13 protein-coding genes are annotated in these 17,101 nt (G+C 45.6%); 3 read left to right on the forward strand and 10 right to left on the reverse strand.

What is annotated here, in order from left to right:
* Positions 1-15: 15 nt before the first annotated feature.
* The 10 genes from DWW23_RS00130 to DWW23_RS00175 form a co-directional block, all read right to left on the reverse strand.
* Entirely contained in the window at positions 16-897 is an 882-nt protein-coding gene (locus tag DWW23_RS00130; RefSeq protein WP_122351288.1) for a hypothetical protein, read from the reverse strand.
* Positions 898-1,199: 302 nt separating this feature from the next.
* Positions 1,200-1,979, reverse strand: coding sequence for a DUF6261 family protein (locus tag DWW23_RS00135; protein WP_122351289.1), 780 nt, complete (start codon positions 1,977-1,979; stop codon positions 1,200-1,202).
* A 217-nt stretch (positions 1,980-2,196) separates the two neighbouring features.
* Positions 2,197-3,375, reverse strand: coding sequence for a fimbrial protein (locus DWW23_RS00140; protein WP_122351290.1), 1,179 nt, complete (start codon positions 3,373-3,375; stop codon positions 2,197-2,199).
* Positions 3,376-3,381: 6 nt separating this feature from the next.
* Positions 3,382-4,506, reverse strand: coding sequence for a fimbrial protein (locus DWW23_RS00145; protein WP_122351291.1), 1,125 nt, complete (start codon positions 4,504-4,506; stop codon positions 3,382-3,384).
* Positions 4,507-4,533: 27 nt separating this feature from the next.
* Positions 4,534-5,439, reverse strand: a complete 906-nt coding sequence (locus DWW23_RS00150; protein ID WP_122351292.1) for a FimB/Mfa2 family fimbrial subunit — start codon at positions 5,437-5,439, stop codon at positions 4,534-4,536.
* Position 5,440: 1 nt separating this feature from the next.
* Positions 5,441-6,583: a fimbrial protein gene (locus tag DWW23_RS00155; RefSeq protein WP_122351293.1), complete on the reverse strand. Its 1,143-nt coding sequence runs from the start codon at positions 6,581-6,583 to the stop codon at positions 5,441-5,443.
* A 21-nt stretch (positions 6,584-6,604) separates the two neighbouring features.
* Positions 6,605-7,735 carry a fimbrial protein gene (locus tag DWW23_RS00160; protein ID WP_122351294.1) on the reverse strand — a complete coding sequence of 377 codons (1,131 nt, stop codon included), beginning with the start codon at positions 7,733-7,735 and terminating at the stop codon, positions 6,605-6,607.
* 123 nt (positions 7,736-7,858) lie between these two features.
* On the reverse strand, positions 7,859-9,103 hold the full coding sequence (locus DWW23_RS00165) for a fimbrial protein (RefSeq protein ID WP_122351295.1): 1,245 nt from the start codon (positions 9,101-9,103) through the stop codon (positions 7,859-7,861).
* Between the two features lie 218 nt (positions 9,104-9,321).
* The gene (locus DWW23_RS00170; protein ID WP_233564224.1) at positions 9,322-11,289 is read right to left on the reverse strand and encodes a response regulator; all 1,968 of its coding nucleotides are present in this window, start codon (positions 11,287-11,289) and stop codon (positions 9,322-9,324) included.
* A 538-nt stretch (positions 11,290-11,827) separates the two neighbouring features.
* Entirely contained in the window at positions 11,828-12,115 is a 288-nt protein-coding gene (locus DWW23_RS00175; protein ID WP_122351296.1) for an HU family DNA-binding protein, read from the reverse strand.
* Between the two features lie 557 nt (positions 12,116-12,672).
* Here DWW23_RS00175 and DWW23_RS00180 point away from each other — a divergent pair.
* From DWW23_RS00180 to DWW23_RS00190, 3 genes are read left to right on the forward strand one after another with little or no spacing between them, the layout of a single operon-like run.
* Positions 12,673-13,731: a fimbrial protein gene (locus tag DWW23_RS00180; RefSeq protein ID WP_122351297.1), complete on the forward strand. Its 1,059-nt coding sequence runs from the start codon at positions 12,673-12,675 to the stop codon at positions 13,729-13,731.
* Entirely contained in the window at positions 13,725-14,645 is a 921-nt protein-coding gene (locus tag DWW23_RS00185; RefSeq protein ID WP_122351298.1) for a FimB/Mfa2 family fimbrial subunit, read from the forward strand. The genes DWW23_RS00180 and DWW23_RS00185 overlap by 7 nt, the downstream gene beginning before the upstream one ends.
* 6 nt (positions 14,646-14,651) lie before the next feature.
* Positions 14,652-17,033, forward strand: a complete 2,382-nt coding sequence (locus DWW23_RS00190) for a hypothetical protein (RefSeq protein WP_122351299.1) — start codon at positions 14,652-14,654, stop codon at positions 17,031-17,033.
* The last annotated feature ends 68 nt before the right edge of the window (positions 17,034-17,101 follow it).

Below are 17,101 nucleotides of genomic sequence, written 5' to 3' on the forward strand. Positions count from 1 at the left end.
TACCTGAAAAAACGATTATGAAAAGCTTACGTCGTTACTAATCTCTCTGATTTCGTGAATCGAATACGAAACGGATACTTCAAATTTTACCGAAACCTTCAAGTCGATAATCAATTCATAAGATTTTCCATTCAACAGTGCATCTAACGTTTTACCATTTTCTTTAAAAGAAATATCAATCGAAACATCCTTTTGCTTACCGTCAACAGAAATCGCGCCTGACAGTTTCAATACCGGATCTTTAACTGTATATGTTCTGTATGTAAAAGCGCTTACATCAGTCAAGTCGTAAGAAACCGATTCTGCCAAAGCTGCTGTCGGATTAACTATTTTGGATGATGTTGCAATATTAGCCTCATAAGCATTCGCTTGAAAAGTAGGGTTTCCGTCTCCTTGGATATTAACTTTTACTTTCACCTGTGCAGACAAATGATAAAGTGCAACATCCAAATGGTTAGACTCTTTTTTAAGTTCGATTTCATTTTTACCAACCATTACCAAATCATCCAGATTTTCCACTGTAGCATTTTCAAAATCATTCAATGTATAAATAGTCGAGAATTTATCCACCGGTGCATTTACAACAACATATACTTTTACTTGACCCTCTTTACTGTCTATATTTTCGATCGATACCGGATTTCCACCCTTAGACGTGCCACTTGCATATCCTACACGGTCGCCGGTCTTTGCTTCGAATACCGCAATGACATATTGACTGATGCTATTGTCACTACTTTTAGTTGCAGTTTCTTCGGTTAAGAAATTTACTACTATAGATGTAGCAGTTTCGATACCAGCCGAATTTCCGTTGTTGTCGATACCTTCCATTTCAGAAGTACATGCTGCAAATGACAGAACCATTAAAATTGCTAAGACGATATTTTTTGCTTTCATAGGAATGAATTATTTGCGATTTAAAATTTTACCCTTTCGATTACAATGCAAATGTACTGCGTTGAACCATAACGGATGCACGGCAAATAGTTCAGCCAGGTGAGGTATTTTTTTAAGCCTTGAAATTGATAAATTCACCCTATGAAAACGATAAATACACCTAGTAAAAAAGAGGTTTCCCGAAAATAAAAAAGAACCTGAAAAATTATTCTCACAAAATTGATAAAAATACCATCGACCGTTATTTTCGGGTACTTTTTAACGTTCACCTACGGCCGGATGGTATTTATTAAAGAACAGGTTCACTCTATTTCCGGACGGTCGTCTCCTCCACCGCCACTGGGCGTATCGGGAACAAAGGGAGTGTCAATGTCACCAGGAACAGGAGGGACGGTTTGTTTCAATACCTGCTGTTTGTAATGTACGATCTCCTTATTCTGCAAGGTAATCAGGTTTCGGTAAAGATCGTCACCTTCCAAAAGGGCATGGGCGTTGATCTGTTTGACCACTTCCTGATATACCTCGTCGGTCGCCTTACGGGCTTCTGCCAATCTGTATGCAGGTTTTTCCAACTGTTCCTTTTTACGGCTGTCGGAATAGCTACGTACATTGGAGTTCCATTCTTTCAATTGCGTAAGGAAAAGGGATAAACCGAGCTTATCGACATCTTCGGCATATTTGGTTTCCAGATCCTGGATCAGATTCAACAACAGTCCGGTTTCTTTATCCAACTGCTCTTTCACGTCGATACGATAGTCTTTCAGCAATTGGTCGATTCTGATAGCGGCAGCATGAACACCGGGGTCTACAACAGCCTGCTGAGCCTTCACGATGGATTTTATTGCTGTATAGAGAGAGTCGCGCTTGCTGTCGAAGTCGGCTATCTTATCTGTATTGAGACTTTTCTGCGAGATTTTCAGCGCCTCGTCTTCACGGTCGATCGCCTGTTTATAGCGGGGTAATACCTCCGTGAGTTTTCCTTTTACCGCCGTATCGGCATCGATGCGGGCATAAAAATCAGTGTTGTAAAGGTAATGTGCTCCGTTATTCATACGGGTAATACTGATCTTGTTTATTTCCATGTTATTTACGATTAAAATGAATATGCTGTCCTGAAGAGCTACGAAAGCTCCGCGCGGTCCCGCTGAAAGAAAAATCATCCTGCAAAACGTCCGCGCTACCGGAACGGGGGTTTTGATGTGTTACAAAACCTTTGCTCCGGCAGCACGGACTTATCGAAGTGCTTCAAGAGCTTCGGCGGGACGGCGCGAAGGGTTTGAAGTGCTTCGAAGGGCTTTTTCAGTTTACCCCTTCATGCTGAGTCTCTTCAACGGCCCAGGGATCGGGAGAAACGGTGATTGTTGCATAGGCATTCTCGCGGTATGTCTCATCGCCGGAGCCTTTTCCCGTTATCGTAGCACTGATACGGATCACGTAGTTGCGGATCACACCGGAAAGTTCCCTATCCTGCGTATCCTTCATATTCAGAAGGCGGACAAAGAAATAGCGGTCTTTCAGGATCGGAGTATCACTATCTTTAGGGAGTATGTCTCCTTTCAGGATGATGGTTGTAGGGTGGCTCTTGTCCGTGTTTTCCGTGACATAACATTGCCATTTTCGGGCGGTGTTCGTGGGGGTATATTCACCACCCATTACTATAATTGGAGTTTTGTCGCTTTCAGGAGTGAATAGGTCGAGAGATGCCAAATACTTGCCCTCACCTGCTGCACGCCCATTCAGATAGGTTGGATTGTTCTGCCACTCTACCTCATTTCCATTGTCAGACTGCTCCGCCAGCATAGCGGCTTCTTTCGCATCGATCACATATACCCGTTTCAGACGGAAACGCGCCTCTGCCTTTATAAGGTCGGCGGCATCGTCATCGCTCCAATCCACCATGATCTTTTCAAAATCGATGCGACTGGCGGTGCGGTATACAGGAACTGCACTCCTACTATAAAAGGCCTCCGAAGTCGCATTTTTAAAAACCTCTTCCGGGCCGATATAGTTATTTCCCGGCTGTAGGGATGTTATATCTATGAAACGGCTGCACATCGGTTGGTTATCCACCTTGATACTTTTCAGGTCATACATTTTCGTTTTCAAATCCTCTATGCTTGAAAAAGTCTGATTGCCGACATTGACAAGGATGATATACTTATATGGTGTGTTGCTTTTGGCTGCGACGCGAATCGTGTCGGGGTTACTACTGTTATCTTTGTAATCCACATAAGAGGATGCCAGCAGATTGCCGTCAGCTTTGAAAATGGCAGCGTAGATGTTGTTGATTTTATCTTCGCCTTCCTTCATTTCACCGGCTTTTGCCGATTCGCTTTTCGTCTGCATCGAGCCGGGGACAACTGACAGGGTGAGCGTCGCGTCCTGTGGGACGGTTACTCCGGGTTCATCTTCGCCCGACGAACAGGCTGCGAGCAAAACCAATGCCAATGAAAAGAATGTGATACTGATCGTTTTCATATCTTCTTATTTTATTTCTTCGGTTTGATGTACATATCCCCAGCCAGCCACTTCGACACGGACGTCGAGCGAAGCATCGTCGCTGTCGAAACTTGTTCCTGTGAAAGTGACGTGGAGACGGTAGATATAGTTTCGCTTCACATAATTATGGTCGTACCCGTTGAGCAGCCCGTTACGGTTGACGGGCGACGTGAACATGCGGGTCTGCCCCGTTTCCACCAGCGTCGCTTTCACTACCAGCAACATAGGGGGCGTGTCGGACGAGTTGTTTTCGAAAGCGTAGGTTTCAAGAACGGGAGACAATACCGGACTGTTGTCACTGACGATCAGGTTGAAATCAGCCCCCAGGAAATCCACCGGATAAGAATCCGGGGCAAAAACGGAAGCTGCCTCGGATGCACCTGCCCCGTAAACCAGTCCGGCCTGTGCCGAAGCTGCTTCGACGGCTCCCCAGTCGGCTTCGCTGAAATAATGGGAGTTGCTCTTCACGTTTGCCAGGCTAATATGATCGATCCGCACGGTTTTCCCTTCGAGGGGCGTACCAGCAAAACGGGTTTCGATGGTGTTCATTTCTATACGGGCAGCGATGCGGGTAAGCAACAAGGGGGTGGAGAGATCGTCGACGTTGGTACCGGCGGTGAAACCGATCAGGTTGTCGTCGCCTTTCTCCAATGCCTGCGTCGAGCGGATTACAGGCGTGCTGAAAGTGAGCGAACTTTGTGTCTGTGAGGCGAGCGAGGCAAGACGCGACTGCAAAGCGGCGTAGCTGCCCACCGTCGCATCCATACTTTCCGGAAGGTTGGCCAATACGACGAGCATAACGCGCTCGGGACTTGTCTCTATGTCGGTGACGGTCAACATCGAAGGATCGGGGTTGGCAACACGCTTATAGCCGATCAGGGCGGAACCGTCGCTGTTGAAAACATAGGCCGTCAGGTCATGTATGTCGCTTTCGCCGGGCAGAGCGTTCGGGTCGTCTGCTGCCGCCTTGCTTTCCGACTGGCTGCGCAATTGTACCCCAACGGAAAGACTGGCTTGCCCTGATGGGGCCGGAACCGGTTTGTCATCTTTCGAACAGGCGGCCAACAGAGCAGTAACAGATAGAAATAAATAAATTTTATGTAAGGTCATTTTTCTGCCGATTTAATGGTGATTGATTTAAAATTCGATATGATCGTCTACCGTTCCCCAAGGGCGGACTGTCTGGCGGACGGACAGCAATGCACCGTCTTCGCCGAAACGCAGGACGACATAAAGGATACCAGCTTCGGGGGCAACCAACGGGTCGCCGTTGTCATCGTGTGTAGCGACAGCAAGGGACTTGTCTTCAGCCGTCAGTTCGACATTGATATTTTCGCCGGCGCACATGCGGTAGTTTGGGGCGAAATATTCCGTATTGTCATCCCATCCGGCATCGGGACGGTAATAAACGCTGTCGCCGATCTGATTACCCCGATAGTCGAAAGCGCTCAACGTGCGGTTCACGAAATAATCACAGTCAATTTGGCCGGCTACAGCGGCAGGGACATTCTTTTTAAGGGCGTACCGGATTCCCTGCGTCAGGATGTTGACCTGCGAAAGTTTCGGACGGACCACGATGGTGTCGTCCCGGTTAAAACCGCCTCCGGCTTTTGTCTGTACAAGACGGTTGCCATAGAACAGGTCGTCGGGTTTCTGAGCCAGACCATCACGGCTTTTGAGCATGACTTTGAGTTCTTCGATCAACTCGCTTTCCGTAACAGTCTGGTTTTCTCCGGAGACATTTCCCCAGGCTATCACATGCAGGTTCCGGTCTTCCGGATAATTCAGTATGATGTCTTTCCGGTTACGTATCTGGTCTTCCGTCATGCGGACAGTTTTCAGATATTCGTAATCTTCATCAAAGACATAGAGGGAGGCATCCGCCAGGGCGGTGCCCGTCACGTCGTCGCCTTTGGCGTTCTCCGCTTTCAGCGTCAGTTTGTAACAGGCGGTCAGGTCTTCCTGGATACAGCCGGTCGTTATCAGGGTGGCTGCACAAACTACGGCAACCAGCCATCTATGGGTATGATGGTTCTGTTTCATATTATATTTCGATTTCTTCGTCTATGGTTATTTTATCGAGCGTCACGTTATCCCATGTATTTATGATGATGGTAACAGACATGTCGATATTCTCTTTATTATCTCCGGGTTCTGGAGAGCCTTTGCCCTGGATGGTCGCCTCGATCTTATACAGGGTGTTGCGTTGAACGCCTTTTGCCAGTTTGATGCGGTAGTAACGATCGGTAAGGACATTCTTGTTAGTATTGCTGTCGTACAGATCACCTTTGATGTAGAGGATGACGGGGGCTGCGTTGTCTTTGGTATCCGAATTGGTCATGACGTAGAAGGAAGCGACATTAGATATTACAGCATCCTCCCCCGATTTAATCGCAATCGCCGGATCAAAAGATTTATTCAAATAAGAGGCATACACGTTTCCTGCTACTATATCCGAATTTGCTCCTGAATAGAACTTTTCGATACCGCATAAATAACCGCCTTCCTTATTTTCGATCGTATGCTCTGCTTCTTTGTTTAATGATGTATCGAACAGATAGGATTGCGGACGGACATTTGCCAAAAAGACTTGTTTCAGTTTAAATTGTAATCCTTTTATTTGTTTCAGGTCATTGTCTTGCCAATCGACGGCAACCTTGCTTAAATCCACACGGCCGACTATGCGTTTGATTGTTTTACCTGTTATCTTATTTTCGCCGGCTTGGATCTCTATCTCTTCCGCTGCGTTTGTCATGACAAATCCTTTGTCGGCACCTTGCACGCCCAACGAAGTTGTCAGGGCGTAATAAACGGCCGGATCGAAAGAGGCCACTTCGTCCGTATTCGCGATCAGCAGCATTTTGTATGTTCCGGTTTTCAGTCCGACACGGGCGGTCGTGTCCTGATCACTATCTCCAATCTTCCGGAAACCGTGGGCTATCACCTCGTTATTCGCTTCATCGATAAAAACGACGGTCAGGTTTTTGATCGCGTTTTCAGTATCGTTGCCTGGTTCCGTCGATGATTCAGCTTTCGTAACCTTCGTTCCGGCAACTCCATCCACCGCAACAGAAACCGTGGCGAACGCATCCGCTCCATCCGGCACTGGCGACGGGCCATCCTCTTTTGAACAGGCTGCCAGCAGCAAGCCGGACAAGAGTATATTATATAATGTATATCGTTTCATATCTGAACTGTTTTATCGGGATTAATCTATCGAGGGATTTTCTACAATCTCTCCCCATGCCTGTACTTCCACCATGCTTGTCAGTGTCGTACCATCGAATTTGGGGCCTTTGATAATGGCATCGATCGAATAGATGACATTACGCCGGACATACAGATGTTCCGTAACATTCGTGATATCATCATGTTGTCTGTTTACTTCGATCGGATAACAAATATCCTTTATTTCCTGCACAATCCCGCTTTTATCTTTATAACGATAAGTTCCGCGGATGATCAGGAGGGTATGCCAGGTCGTTTCTTTCATATTTTCGTAAACAGAATAAGCATCGACTGCACAGTTCGCAATCAGGCCGGTATCATCCGTCGCATTGCGGAAATCATAATTATAAGCTGTACGCAGGTTGGCAGATAGTTTCGGTGCATTTGCTTTGTAGATATTTTCCAGGTCGGCATTTTCGCCCGCCAGGAAAAAATCGGGCAGGGAATGATCGGTGACTTCTACTGCGCCCCAGTTTTCTTCGCTGATATAATGGCTATAATTCTTTACATTCGCCATGAATACCGACTCCAACTTGAAAGCGGCTTCATCGGCGTATTCGTCCAAAGGACGTAAAAACAGTTTATTCAGATAAACGCGGGCAATGGTGCGGTAGATCGTCACCGGAGTTGCACTGACAAGGTTGGCTCCCTCCTTTTGCATGCCGACTGTATTCATACCGGGTTTCAACAGGAAGGTTTGTACTCCCGAACTCATTGTCGGGGAGATATCTTCATTTTCAATTGTCTTGGCCTGGGTCAGGAATTGGTCCAGGGAGGTTAAACCGTCAAAAGTCCCATCCGGAGCGTTGGCAACGACGAGCATGCGGATAGAACCGGCTTTCAACGGGCCGATGTTTTCAATCGTATTCGTTTGTGATACTTCGCTGGCGACGATCAGGTTGTCGGCCTCTTCACCGGAGGTGCCGAATATAGCGATATAGAGACTTTTAATCGCTGCGCCACCGTCTGATTTGGTTCCGATCTGAGGAATCGTGATACGTAGTGAAAGTGAAGCGTCTCTGTTCTCTTCTGTTCCCTTGTCTCCGTCATGGGAGCAGGATAGTAAAGTGAGAAACAGAAATACGTTGTAAAATAAAACCCTTACGTTCATATGGTATAATTGTGTTTTATATATCGTCAAACCGGAATTTAAGGAATGAAATCAATCCGGAGAATTCTCCGGATTGATTCTTAATACATGAAAAAGTAATTGAGCGTTATCTGGCAATGATTGTTAATCGATGCTCGGATCTAATACTACTTCACCCCAGTTTACAACTTCGATCTTCGAAGTCAAACTTGCCGCATTGCTTTCCGGATCGATCGTGCCGCTACCCGGACCTGTAATAGTAACATGCATAACGTATTTAACATTACGAAGTACGCCACAATGCTGTGGGAAATCTTTACCATCGGCAGTAAGCTCATTATTATTTATAGCAACTGTCCAGTAAGCATCACTTGTAGTTGCGGGAGTACCTGCTTCTGTTGTATATGAATAAGTACCTTTAAGAACCAAAAGGGTTGCATTATTTTTAGCCGGACTGATTATGTTATTCGAAGCATTATCGTAAACGAAAAATTGAGCACCGGTAATATTCGCAGACTTGCCATCAGTATCACCACTAGCATACTCAATAACAGTAGTATTCTCTTTTGAATATGCAACTTCATTTTCTGTAGTTGAACCCGCTATTAGAGAACTACCTCCATCAACAACCGAATTCCAATTTAGTGAAGCACTGAATAACCCAGTTGTTCCATCAATACCTCCAACTCTTACACCATTACGAACATTTGCAACAAATATTTTACTTAATGTTAATTTTGCACCTTTTCCTTTTCCAAAGCCTTCACGTGGATTCACTTTAATAGAAGGAACTTCTATTCGTGCTACATTGCGGTACACTTTAATATTTTCCTCTCTAAGAACCTGATCTGCAGTTGTATTATTTTTAAAAACGCTACCTGCCAAGTTATCTACCATTACATTTCTACCGGCTTTTAATGTCAAGTCATACACTTTGCTTGACATTAATAAATTGTTTGTATTTATTGCGTCATCAGAGATTTTTTCTAGAAATCCATTCAAAGTTGAAACACCCTTAAAGAGATCTGTTGTAGGATTCGCAATCACCAAGAATTTTACAGCGCCCGATTTTGCCGCAATACAAGCAGTTGTATCTGATTGATTATCCTTTTCTACATAACTTAGTAAAGTACCTTGGGCCATGGCACTGCCCATTGCTCCATTATTAAAAACAGCAATACCTATTTTACTAACAGTACCGAAAGCATCATCCCCTGCCTTCGTTATACTTTTCAAAGAGGATCCGCTATTACCGACAGGGCTAAAAACAGCCGTAAGTGAAGCATCCATTTCCAATGCCGGATCTGGGATATTCGGATCATCGTCGTTTGAACAAGCGCTGAATGCGCATGCAACCATTGTTGCGTAAAGTAAATTCTGTAATTTCATAACTATAATTTTTTAAATGTGATAAATCATTTTATATACCCTAATACTTAATAATTTATTTGAGGATTAAGCATTTTCTATAATGTGTCTTGTTGACAGTGCAAATGTATAAAACCCTTATTTTACAGCCTATCGGTATACTTATCACCCATGTGAGGTAATTTTTAAATGATAAAAATTCCTCTGTTTATTTACATTTATTTTAATGAATACCATGTTCACACCTTTACCGGTTGTCCGTATTGAGAAGGATTTACACCATACTGTTCAGTAAACCGCTTACGGAATGTCGCCATATCGTTAAATCCAACCATTTCGCAGACTTCAATAATCGAATACCGCTGTTGCGAGATCAATTCGGCAGCCCTTTTAATACGGACGCTGCGCGTTAATTCTAGAATACTGCAATTGGAGAAAGCTTTCACCTTACGATAAAGCGTCGGAATACTCATACTCATTTCATCCGCCAGGAATTTAGCATCGAAACAGGGGTCATCCAGGTGGTTTTCAATAGTCTTCATGATCTTTTCCATAAAAGCATTCCCGGCTACTTCGATCTCGTTAAGTGGGGCGGGTATTACCACAGGGGTACCTTCCGGACTCTCCGAAGGCTGCGTATAGAACTCTTTCATCTGTTCACGACGTTTGATCTGGCTGATCAGTTTGCTACGTAACACTTCGAGGTCAAAAGGCTTAGTGATATAATCGTCTGCACCTGCTTCGATACCGGCTATCACGTCTTCGTTCTCTACCTTGGCCGTCAACATGATAATCACGGTCTGACAAGTTGCCGGGTTGGTCTTGATCTCGCGACAAACGGTAAAGCCGTCTTTAACAGGCATCATGACATCACAAAGGATAGCGTCCGGGCGTTCTTTCTTTGCAACCTCGACACCTTCGTCGCCATCACGGGCCTCCACAATGCGGTATTCTTTATTTAAAGCGTGACGGAGGAACCAACGAATCTGATCGCTATCATCGATCACCAGCAGTTTCTTTCCCGTCTCTTTCTTTTGTGGTACCAGTTGTACAAAGCCGGAGATCTCTTCTTTCTGTATTTCATTCAGTTTGACCAGGTCAGCATCCGGTTCGACGAATTCGACAGGAAGTTCCATCAATTCGCGTTTACCCAGCGGTCCTAAAATTGTACAGCGAGTCCCTCCCTGCCCGGGAAGGCTTTCCTGTATAAATTGGGCTTGGACCGCCTCGGCCATATCTTTGATGTGCTTCAATCCGATACGGGTATTATCCTGTTCATTCAAACCGTCATCCTGTACACTCAGCGAACCATAGGCTTTTCCATCTTTTCGAATTATAGAAATGTCGACGGTTATCTTACCGTACATAAATGTATTCTTTAAAGAATTAGATAAAAGGGTTCGTAAGGCATATTCCATTTTCCTACGGTCGATCCACATCCACAAAACGCGGGTTTGCGTATTGATCTTAAAGTCAATATTGTTCATAGCGATCCAATCGACGAACAAGTCGCACATCTGTTTGGTGATCTCAACGATGTCATAACGGGCCAAACGCATGTGGTTCGATACATCGTTACCGTGGCGGATTTCCTGCAGCTGGTACATCATATCCTGCAAAGCGAGTGTGTTGCGGTAAGCTGAAAGGACTTGGGTAGATACGAGCCTGTCGAGTTCACGATTCTGTACCAGCTGTCCCAAATAGCCTAATATCAACGATAAAGGTGTTCGCATCTCATGTACTGCTTCAACAAAGAAAGAGTTGTGGATCTTCTCTAGTTCGGCGGCCTTATTAAGGGCTTCCTGGCATTTGGCTTCCTGTTCCATAGTCCAGTTGTCCGTTTCTTTGATCTTGTTTACCATGAGTTGCTGCATTTCCCGGTTACGCACAGTCAGGGTGTCAATGGATTGTTTCAACTCTTCGTTCTCGACACGAAGGTCGGGGTATGGCACAGGGACGGATAACGGGATCTGGGCGGAGGTTGGTTTCTGTTCCTGCTTATCACCGATTTTCTGTTTGAGGATACGGTACAGGAGGATCGAGATACCGCACACTATTAATAACAGGAGGATGAGAATGCAAAGGAGATAGCTCCTTTCATCTGGCGAGGCTGCCTCACTTTCATTTGCGGCCATCAGAGAGGCTGCATTTCCTGTCAGTATAGTTCCTACGGGCAAAAACTTTCGAAGTAGATCAATCTTTTCCATTATATCAGGTGTTTATTTTGTTGTTTTATAGAGTGCCTCCTACTATTTCCATCCTTCCAGTAGAAGCCAGGTAGCATTTCAAAGTGTTTTTCTTTAGTTTTTCGTAAAAAACAGGTTGTTACAGCAATACTTTGAAATACTTATTATCCATACAATCATACGCTTACAGACTTTTAAAAGTTACAGGAGTGATATGCATAGTCCATACAGAACTATGTCTCAATTAGATAAACACGTTTTTTGAAATGAAAAACATATCAAAACATCTGACGCCAATTGGGAAAACGTCAAAAAACAGTGATAGTATAGAAGGAGTTTACGCAGAATAGTAGGCATTCCGAACCTCCGGTTGGTACCGCGCCCTATTTCACCCGCAGAAGTAAAAAAGAAGAGAAAAAAGAAAAACGTATAATTCCTTTATAAAATAAGGCCTCAGTCATAACCATATCAAATAATTTCCTACCTTTGAAGCCGTAATAAATATAGTTCTGTATGGACTCCGGTTACTTTTATCCATCCCGCTTCACCCGGAAACAAATCATTTTCTTTTCCTTTTATTAATCTTATCGATCAACTCTTTGCTGGGCTTCAGACGTATGGTGTCACGCGACTCAAACATCATAGATTCCCCTGTTCGTGGATTTCGCACAGCCCGAGGTTTCTGTGATAACAGAAAGATCCTCCCGAAGCCATGAAAGGTTACTTTTTCATCTGTGAGCAGCCCTTCGACCATAATCGACACAACTGTATCCACACAAACACGACTATCCACTAAACTCATACTCATCTTCTCCGCCAGCTTTCTGGCAATTAAGTTTCTATTCATCCTTATTACTTATCAAAATACACGCAATACATTATCGCCACAAAGTTCGGACTTTCAATCCATCTGTGCAATCTCAATATTTTTCTAAATATGTTCTATTTTTTCTGTGAAGGGGGAAATTATAGGGAAATTGGGAAAAGGAAGGTTTGATTTTGGTGAAAAGAGCGTTTCTATATTCAAGTGACAATTATCAATATTACTTACTAATCAAATCATGTATTGTTTTTACAAGTAGCATCGGGAGCCACCTGTTTTAATACTTTCTTTATTGCTTTCACTATTTCCGGACGTTTCATAAACCTGATATTATATCATACAACAATCACAAAGGTAACATAAAGCAAACAAAAATAATGATATCAATTACTTTTTCTATCCCCTAACCACTGATTTTTACGCCATCATATTTAATTGTTCTTTAAATATTTATGTTATTAGATCGGAATATATAAACGAACGCCACTTTTATATAAGAGCAGAACTATTGCAACATCGTAGATTTGCAGAATCAAAACCATAAATAATATAAAGAGTGTTTATTTCAATCTATTAAAAAAATGAGAACAACGAGTAAATTAATCACAGGAATGCTTGCACTGGCTTTATTGAGTGCCTGCAGCAACGACGAAATGAATGAAGGAGGTAACGGAGAGAAAGCATCTATCACGATCACTTTGAAAGGTGAAAACCTGTCATCGAAAGCGACGGGCAACACTTCGGATACCGAAACCGACGAACGGAAGATCGTAAACTATAAAGTCTACGTTTTCAGTTATAACAGCGGCGTATTGGAAAAAGAGGTAGACGGTGCTGTCAGTAATGGTATAGCAGGATCGACACAGGTCGACGGTCTGAATACTGCCGGTACGAAACGCGTAGTAGTTATCGCCAACCTCCCCGCCGGATTTCCAGCCGTCAGCAACTATACCGACTTTGAAACGGCTACTTTCGACCTCGGATTACAAAACCCGGCGAACCGTGCAACAACAGGTCTTGTCATGAGCGGTGAGTCCTCGGAATTGACATTGACCAGCGGAAGCCCTGTCCCGGTAACCGTAAGCATCAGACGCGTGGTTGCCAAAATCGAACTGGGTTCGGTCACCATTACCCCGGAAACCGGACACACCGAACCATTTATCCTGACCCATGTCAGCATCCAGAAAGCGAAGTCGAAAGCGACTATCGGACCGAAGACAGTCCTGTCTGAGATACCGTTCTACGGCGGTTTCGGTGGTACGGAAAGTGCTGTCCCCACACCCGACAACTATCTGTTGGACGCCATCACGACCGATCAGCCGAACGGAACTGCCAAATCCTTCGATAACTTCTTCTATGTATTCCCGAACGAGGAAACAGGAGCAGAAACCTTGCTGACCATTAGCGGAACATATAAAGGGACTATCACCCATTTCCCGTTCCGTATCAACAGCATCGTTTCCGGTACCGCCGACGGAACACTCATCAAACGGAACACCCGTTATATACTAAATGTAACGTTGAAGAAATTAGGAAGCGGAACGACCGATCCCGACGGTCCGGGTGATCCGGCAGCAGTCGAGGTAACTGTCACTACCGAAGGTTGGGAAGGTCCGCTGGTACAGGATGTAGAATGGTAAGATCGACAATCAGGACTATCGTTCTGTTGTTGTTGATTTTGGGGCAGACAAGCTGTATTCGCGAAGGTTTACAGGAGTGTGAAGAAGAGTATTTCGTGACTATAAAAGTGGTGGATGCACTCACCGGAGAAGATATCACCGACTCCGGAGAAGTCAGCCATGCCGATCTGTTCGTCTTTGATGCGGACGAGCAATATCGGTACACCGTCAGAGCCGACTCGAACCAGATCCGGCAAAGAATACCGATACCCATCACGCTCGAAAATATCGATCACTACTGGCTGTCCGTCTGGGGAAACCTGGACGGGAACCAGTATATCACCAAACTGGAACCTTCCAATACCCTCGATAACTCGACAGTCTCCGCATCCGTCAAAGAAAACGAAAACCAGTCTCAGACACTGGACGACCTCTTTTTCGGCTTTGCGCAGATCGGCAAATCCCCTAAATCCCCGATCAGAAATGAAGAAATAATCATTTCCAGGAAAAATGCCCGGATGTATCTGACCGTCCGGGGTCTTCCTATCCTTCATAAAGCGGTAGATTATTACTTCACGATCCATCTGAACAACAACGGATATAATTTTAAAGGGACACCGATCCCGAATGCAATAGTAATCAAGCAAAACGGCATCACGCTCGCAAACAACGATTTTGTCTCTCCCTCCTCCTTCAACCTGATCCATACAGACAGCAGCCGGGAGGATTACGCGACTGTCAATCTTTACAGAAGATCGGATGCAGAATACGGAGAAGACATACTTATAGCTAGTATAAATTCTGATTTAAACGGAAATCCCATTGTTCTTCCGGCCGGCCGGACAACCAATCTGCTGATCGACCTGCGCCAGGAGATCAGTGTTCACATCAAAACAAGCCCCTGGGACAAGACAGAGCAATGGGTCGAATGGTAATTAATTATGAATAAAAGATATCAAGCTTTCAACCGGACAACAATCTGGCTACTGCTTCTATTGACATTCGGTCTGACGACCGTTTCCTGTACCGACGAAACGTTTGTCGGCGAAGGAAGCAGCAAGCACACGGAAGACCGGATGGCAGTCCGGCTGACCATCAGCACACCTGCTGCCCAAAAGCCGGAAACCCGGAGCACGGAACAGGAAGAACAGATCGAAGAAATATGTATACTGGTGCTCTCCCGGCAGTCGGCGGATGCCGAATATCAGTTTCTTTACTGCGTAGAAGGAATAAATATTAATCGCCCCTACAGCAATACGACGACCTTCACCGCTATGCTCAAATCATCAAACGACCCGGTCAAGCTCATACTGATCGCCAACGCCAGCCAAACCATAGCGGAGAAGTATCCCGAAGCAGGCGATACGGAAACCCGTCTCAAAGAGAAGCTGGTGTACGAACTGGATAACGGCAACGGCAGTCCGAAACAGATCACCGGCTATCTGCCGATGTACGGCGAATACTCGCTTCCGAAACTGGATGCAGGGCAGGTCAATGCCGATATACAGATCAGGATGCTGCGCTCCGTAGCGAGAGCGGATGTCTATAATAACGATGCGACAGGACATTTCCGTTTGCAGAGCATACAGGTGTTCCGTCCGTACGATAAACTGCAGCTTATCCCTACCCACACGACTGTCAACAGCGAAGGAGGGCCGAAAGTCGATGCACCTTCCCTACCCGATCAGTCGGTTTTCTATCCAGTCGGATTCCCCATGCCGCAACAGAATATTGCAGGTGGCGATACTTCGATCGAACAGATATATCTTCCGGAAGCCCCGGCTCCGGCTACCGAAAAGCAGATCAGCGATGCGACCTGCCTTGTAGCCGGAGGTATCTATGATGATGGTGTCCATCCTGCCAAAACAGTATATTACCGGATCGATTTCAAGCCGTCCGGGCATCCATTCGGACAGATCCTGCGAAACCACCGGTATATGTTTGTTATCCAGAAGGTATCGACTGCGGGTTGGGAGACACCGGAAGAAGCTGCGGTAAATGTTCCGTCGGGTATTGTCGCCACCGTCGAACCATGGGATGAGAATACCACTGATATGTATTTCGACGGAGAGCATCATTACGGCGTTTCCTCCCGTCATGTCAAGCTGCAATACCGGTTGGGCTCGCAAGAGGTTGTCTACATCGACACCGATCTGACGGGCGACCTTTTGCAATGGGTGGATGCGGAAGGTAATCCGCTCGATGGCGGTGAACTGTCCACCTCTTTGTCGAGCGACCGTTTTGAAGTTTCCCTGATCGAAGGGACGGACACTTACAACAAAATACAAAAACAATTGCTGTTCCGTGCCAAACAAGCGAATAACACTTATTCCGATTACTCGGAATATATGATGATTCATGTCAACCGTTGGAAAATATTGATCACGATCACCCAGACGGCCAACAGAAACGGCAACGAGATCGTCCGCGTGTTAAGCTCCGACGAGATAGGCGGCTTACATCATACGACCGCTAAAGCCATGCGTGCCATACTTGACAATCATTTCGGTCCCGGAAAAACGGTACAACTCGGAGGCATAGAATACTCCTCCGTCCCTCCCGGAATAACGATCAAAGATGCGCTGACTTACGAGAAGCTGTCGCAACAAGATATCCTGGTCCTGTCCAACAACACCCGCCCCGACTCTGCCACAGCCCGCCGCATACTGGACTGGCTCGGGGCACGCAAGAACAGGGTGCTTGTCCTGGGCTTCGACTGGAAAGATCCGGGTATCACCGACAGTTACAGCGGCGGCCATCCCGAGTATGCCACGACAACCAATTACCAGGTCTTGAAACTGCTGCGGGATGATGTAACACCTTACTGGTACAACGGAGGAACGAACACTTCGATCGGCGACACAGGCCCGGTTCGTGAGGATATGATCGCTTCGTTCGATATCAATGCGGACAATAGTTATTTCTTCCGGACAGGTCCTTTCACGGCACCGGAAAATATCGAGATCACCAGTTGCGGATACTGGCTGGAAGATGTATGGTGGGGACGTATGGAGGTACATAATCCCGATATCGTGCCGCTTATTGTCTTCAAGGACGTAGTCAGGGACGATGGTTCAGGCCGCCTTCCTGTCTATACACCCAATCCGGGAGGCGACGGCCGGATGATCATGGGGATAGACAAGAAAAAACGGATCGTATATGTCGGCGATATGCAATTTTTCGGTGTCGGCATCGGCAATGACCTGAAGAAAAGCTCACGGATCGACAACACGAACGGCAACCTGACAAACAACTATTCGCGGATCATGGCAAACCTCTGGGCATGGATGATCGAAGAGGTTGTCCTGGGAAACAGCGAATAAGGCGTTTTTCGAAACAAGAAAACAGGATGATGTTTCTAATTTCGACACAAACAGGATTTTTAGCATCA

The sequence above is a fragment of the Parabacteroides sp. AF14-59 genome (genome assembly GCF_003479515.1).
GTDB lineage: Bacteria > Bacteroidota > Bacteroidia > Bacteroidales > Tannerellaceae > Parabacteroides > Parabacteroides faecis.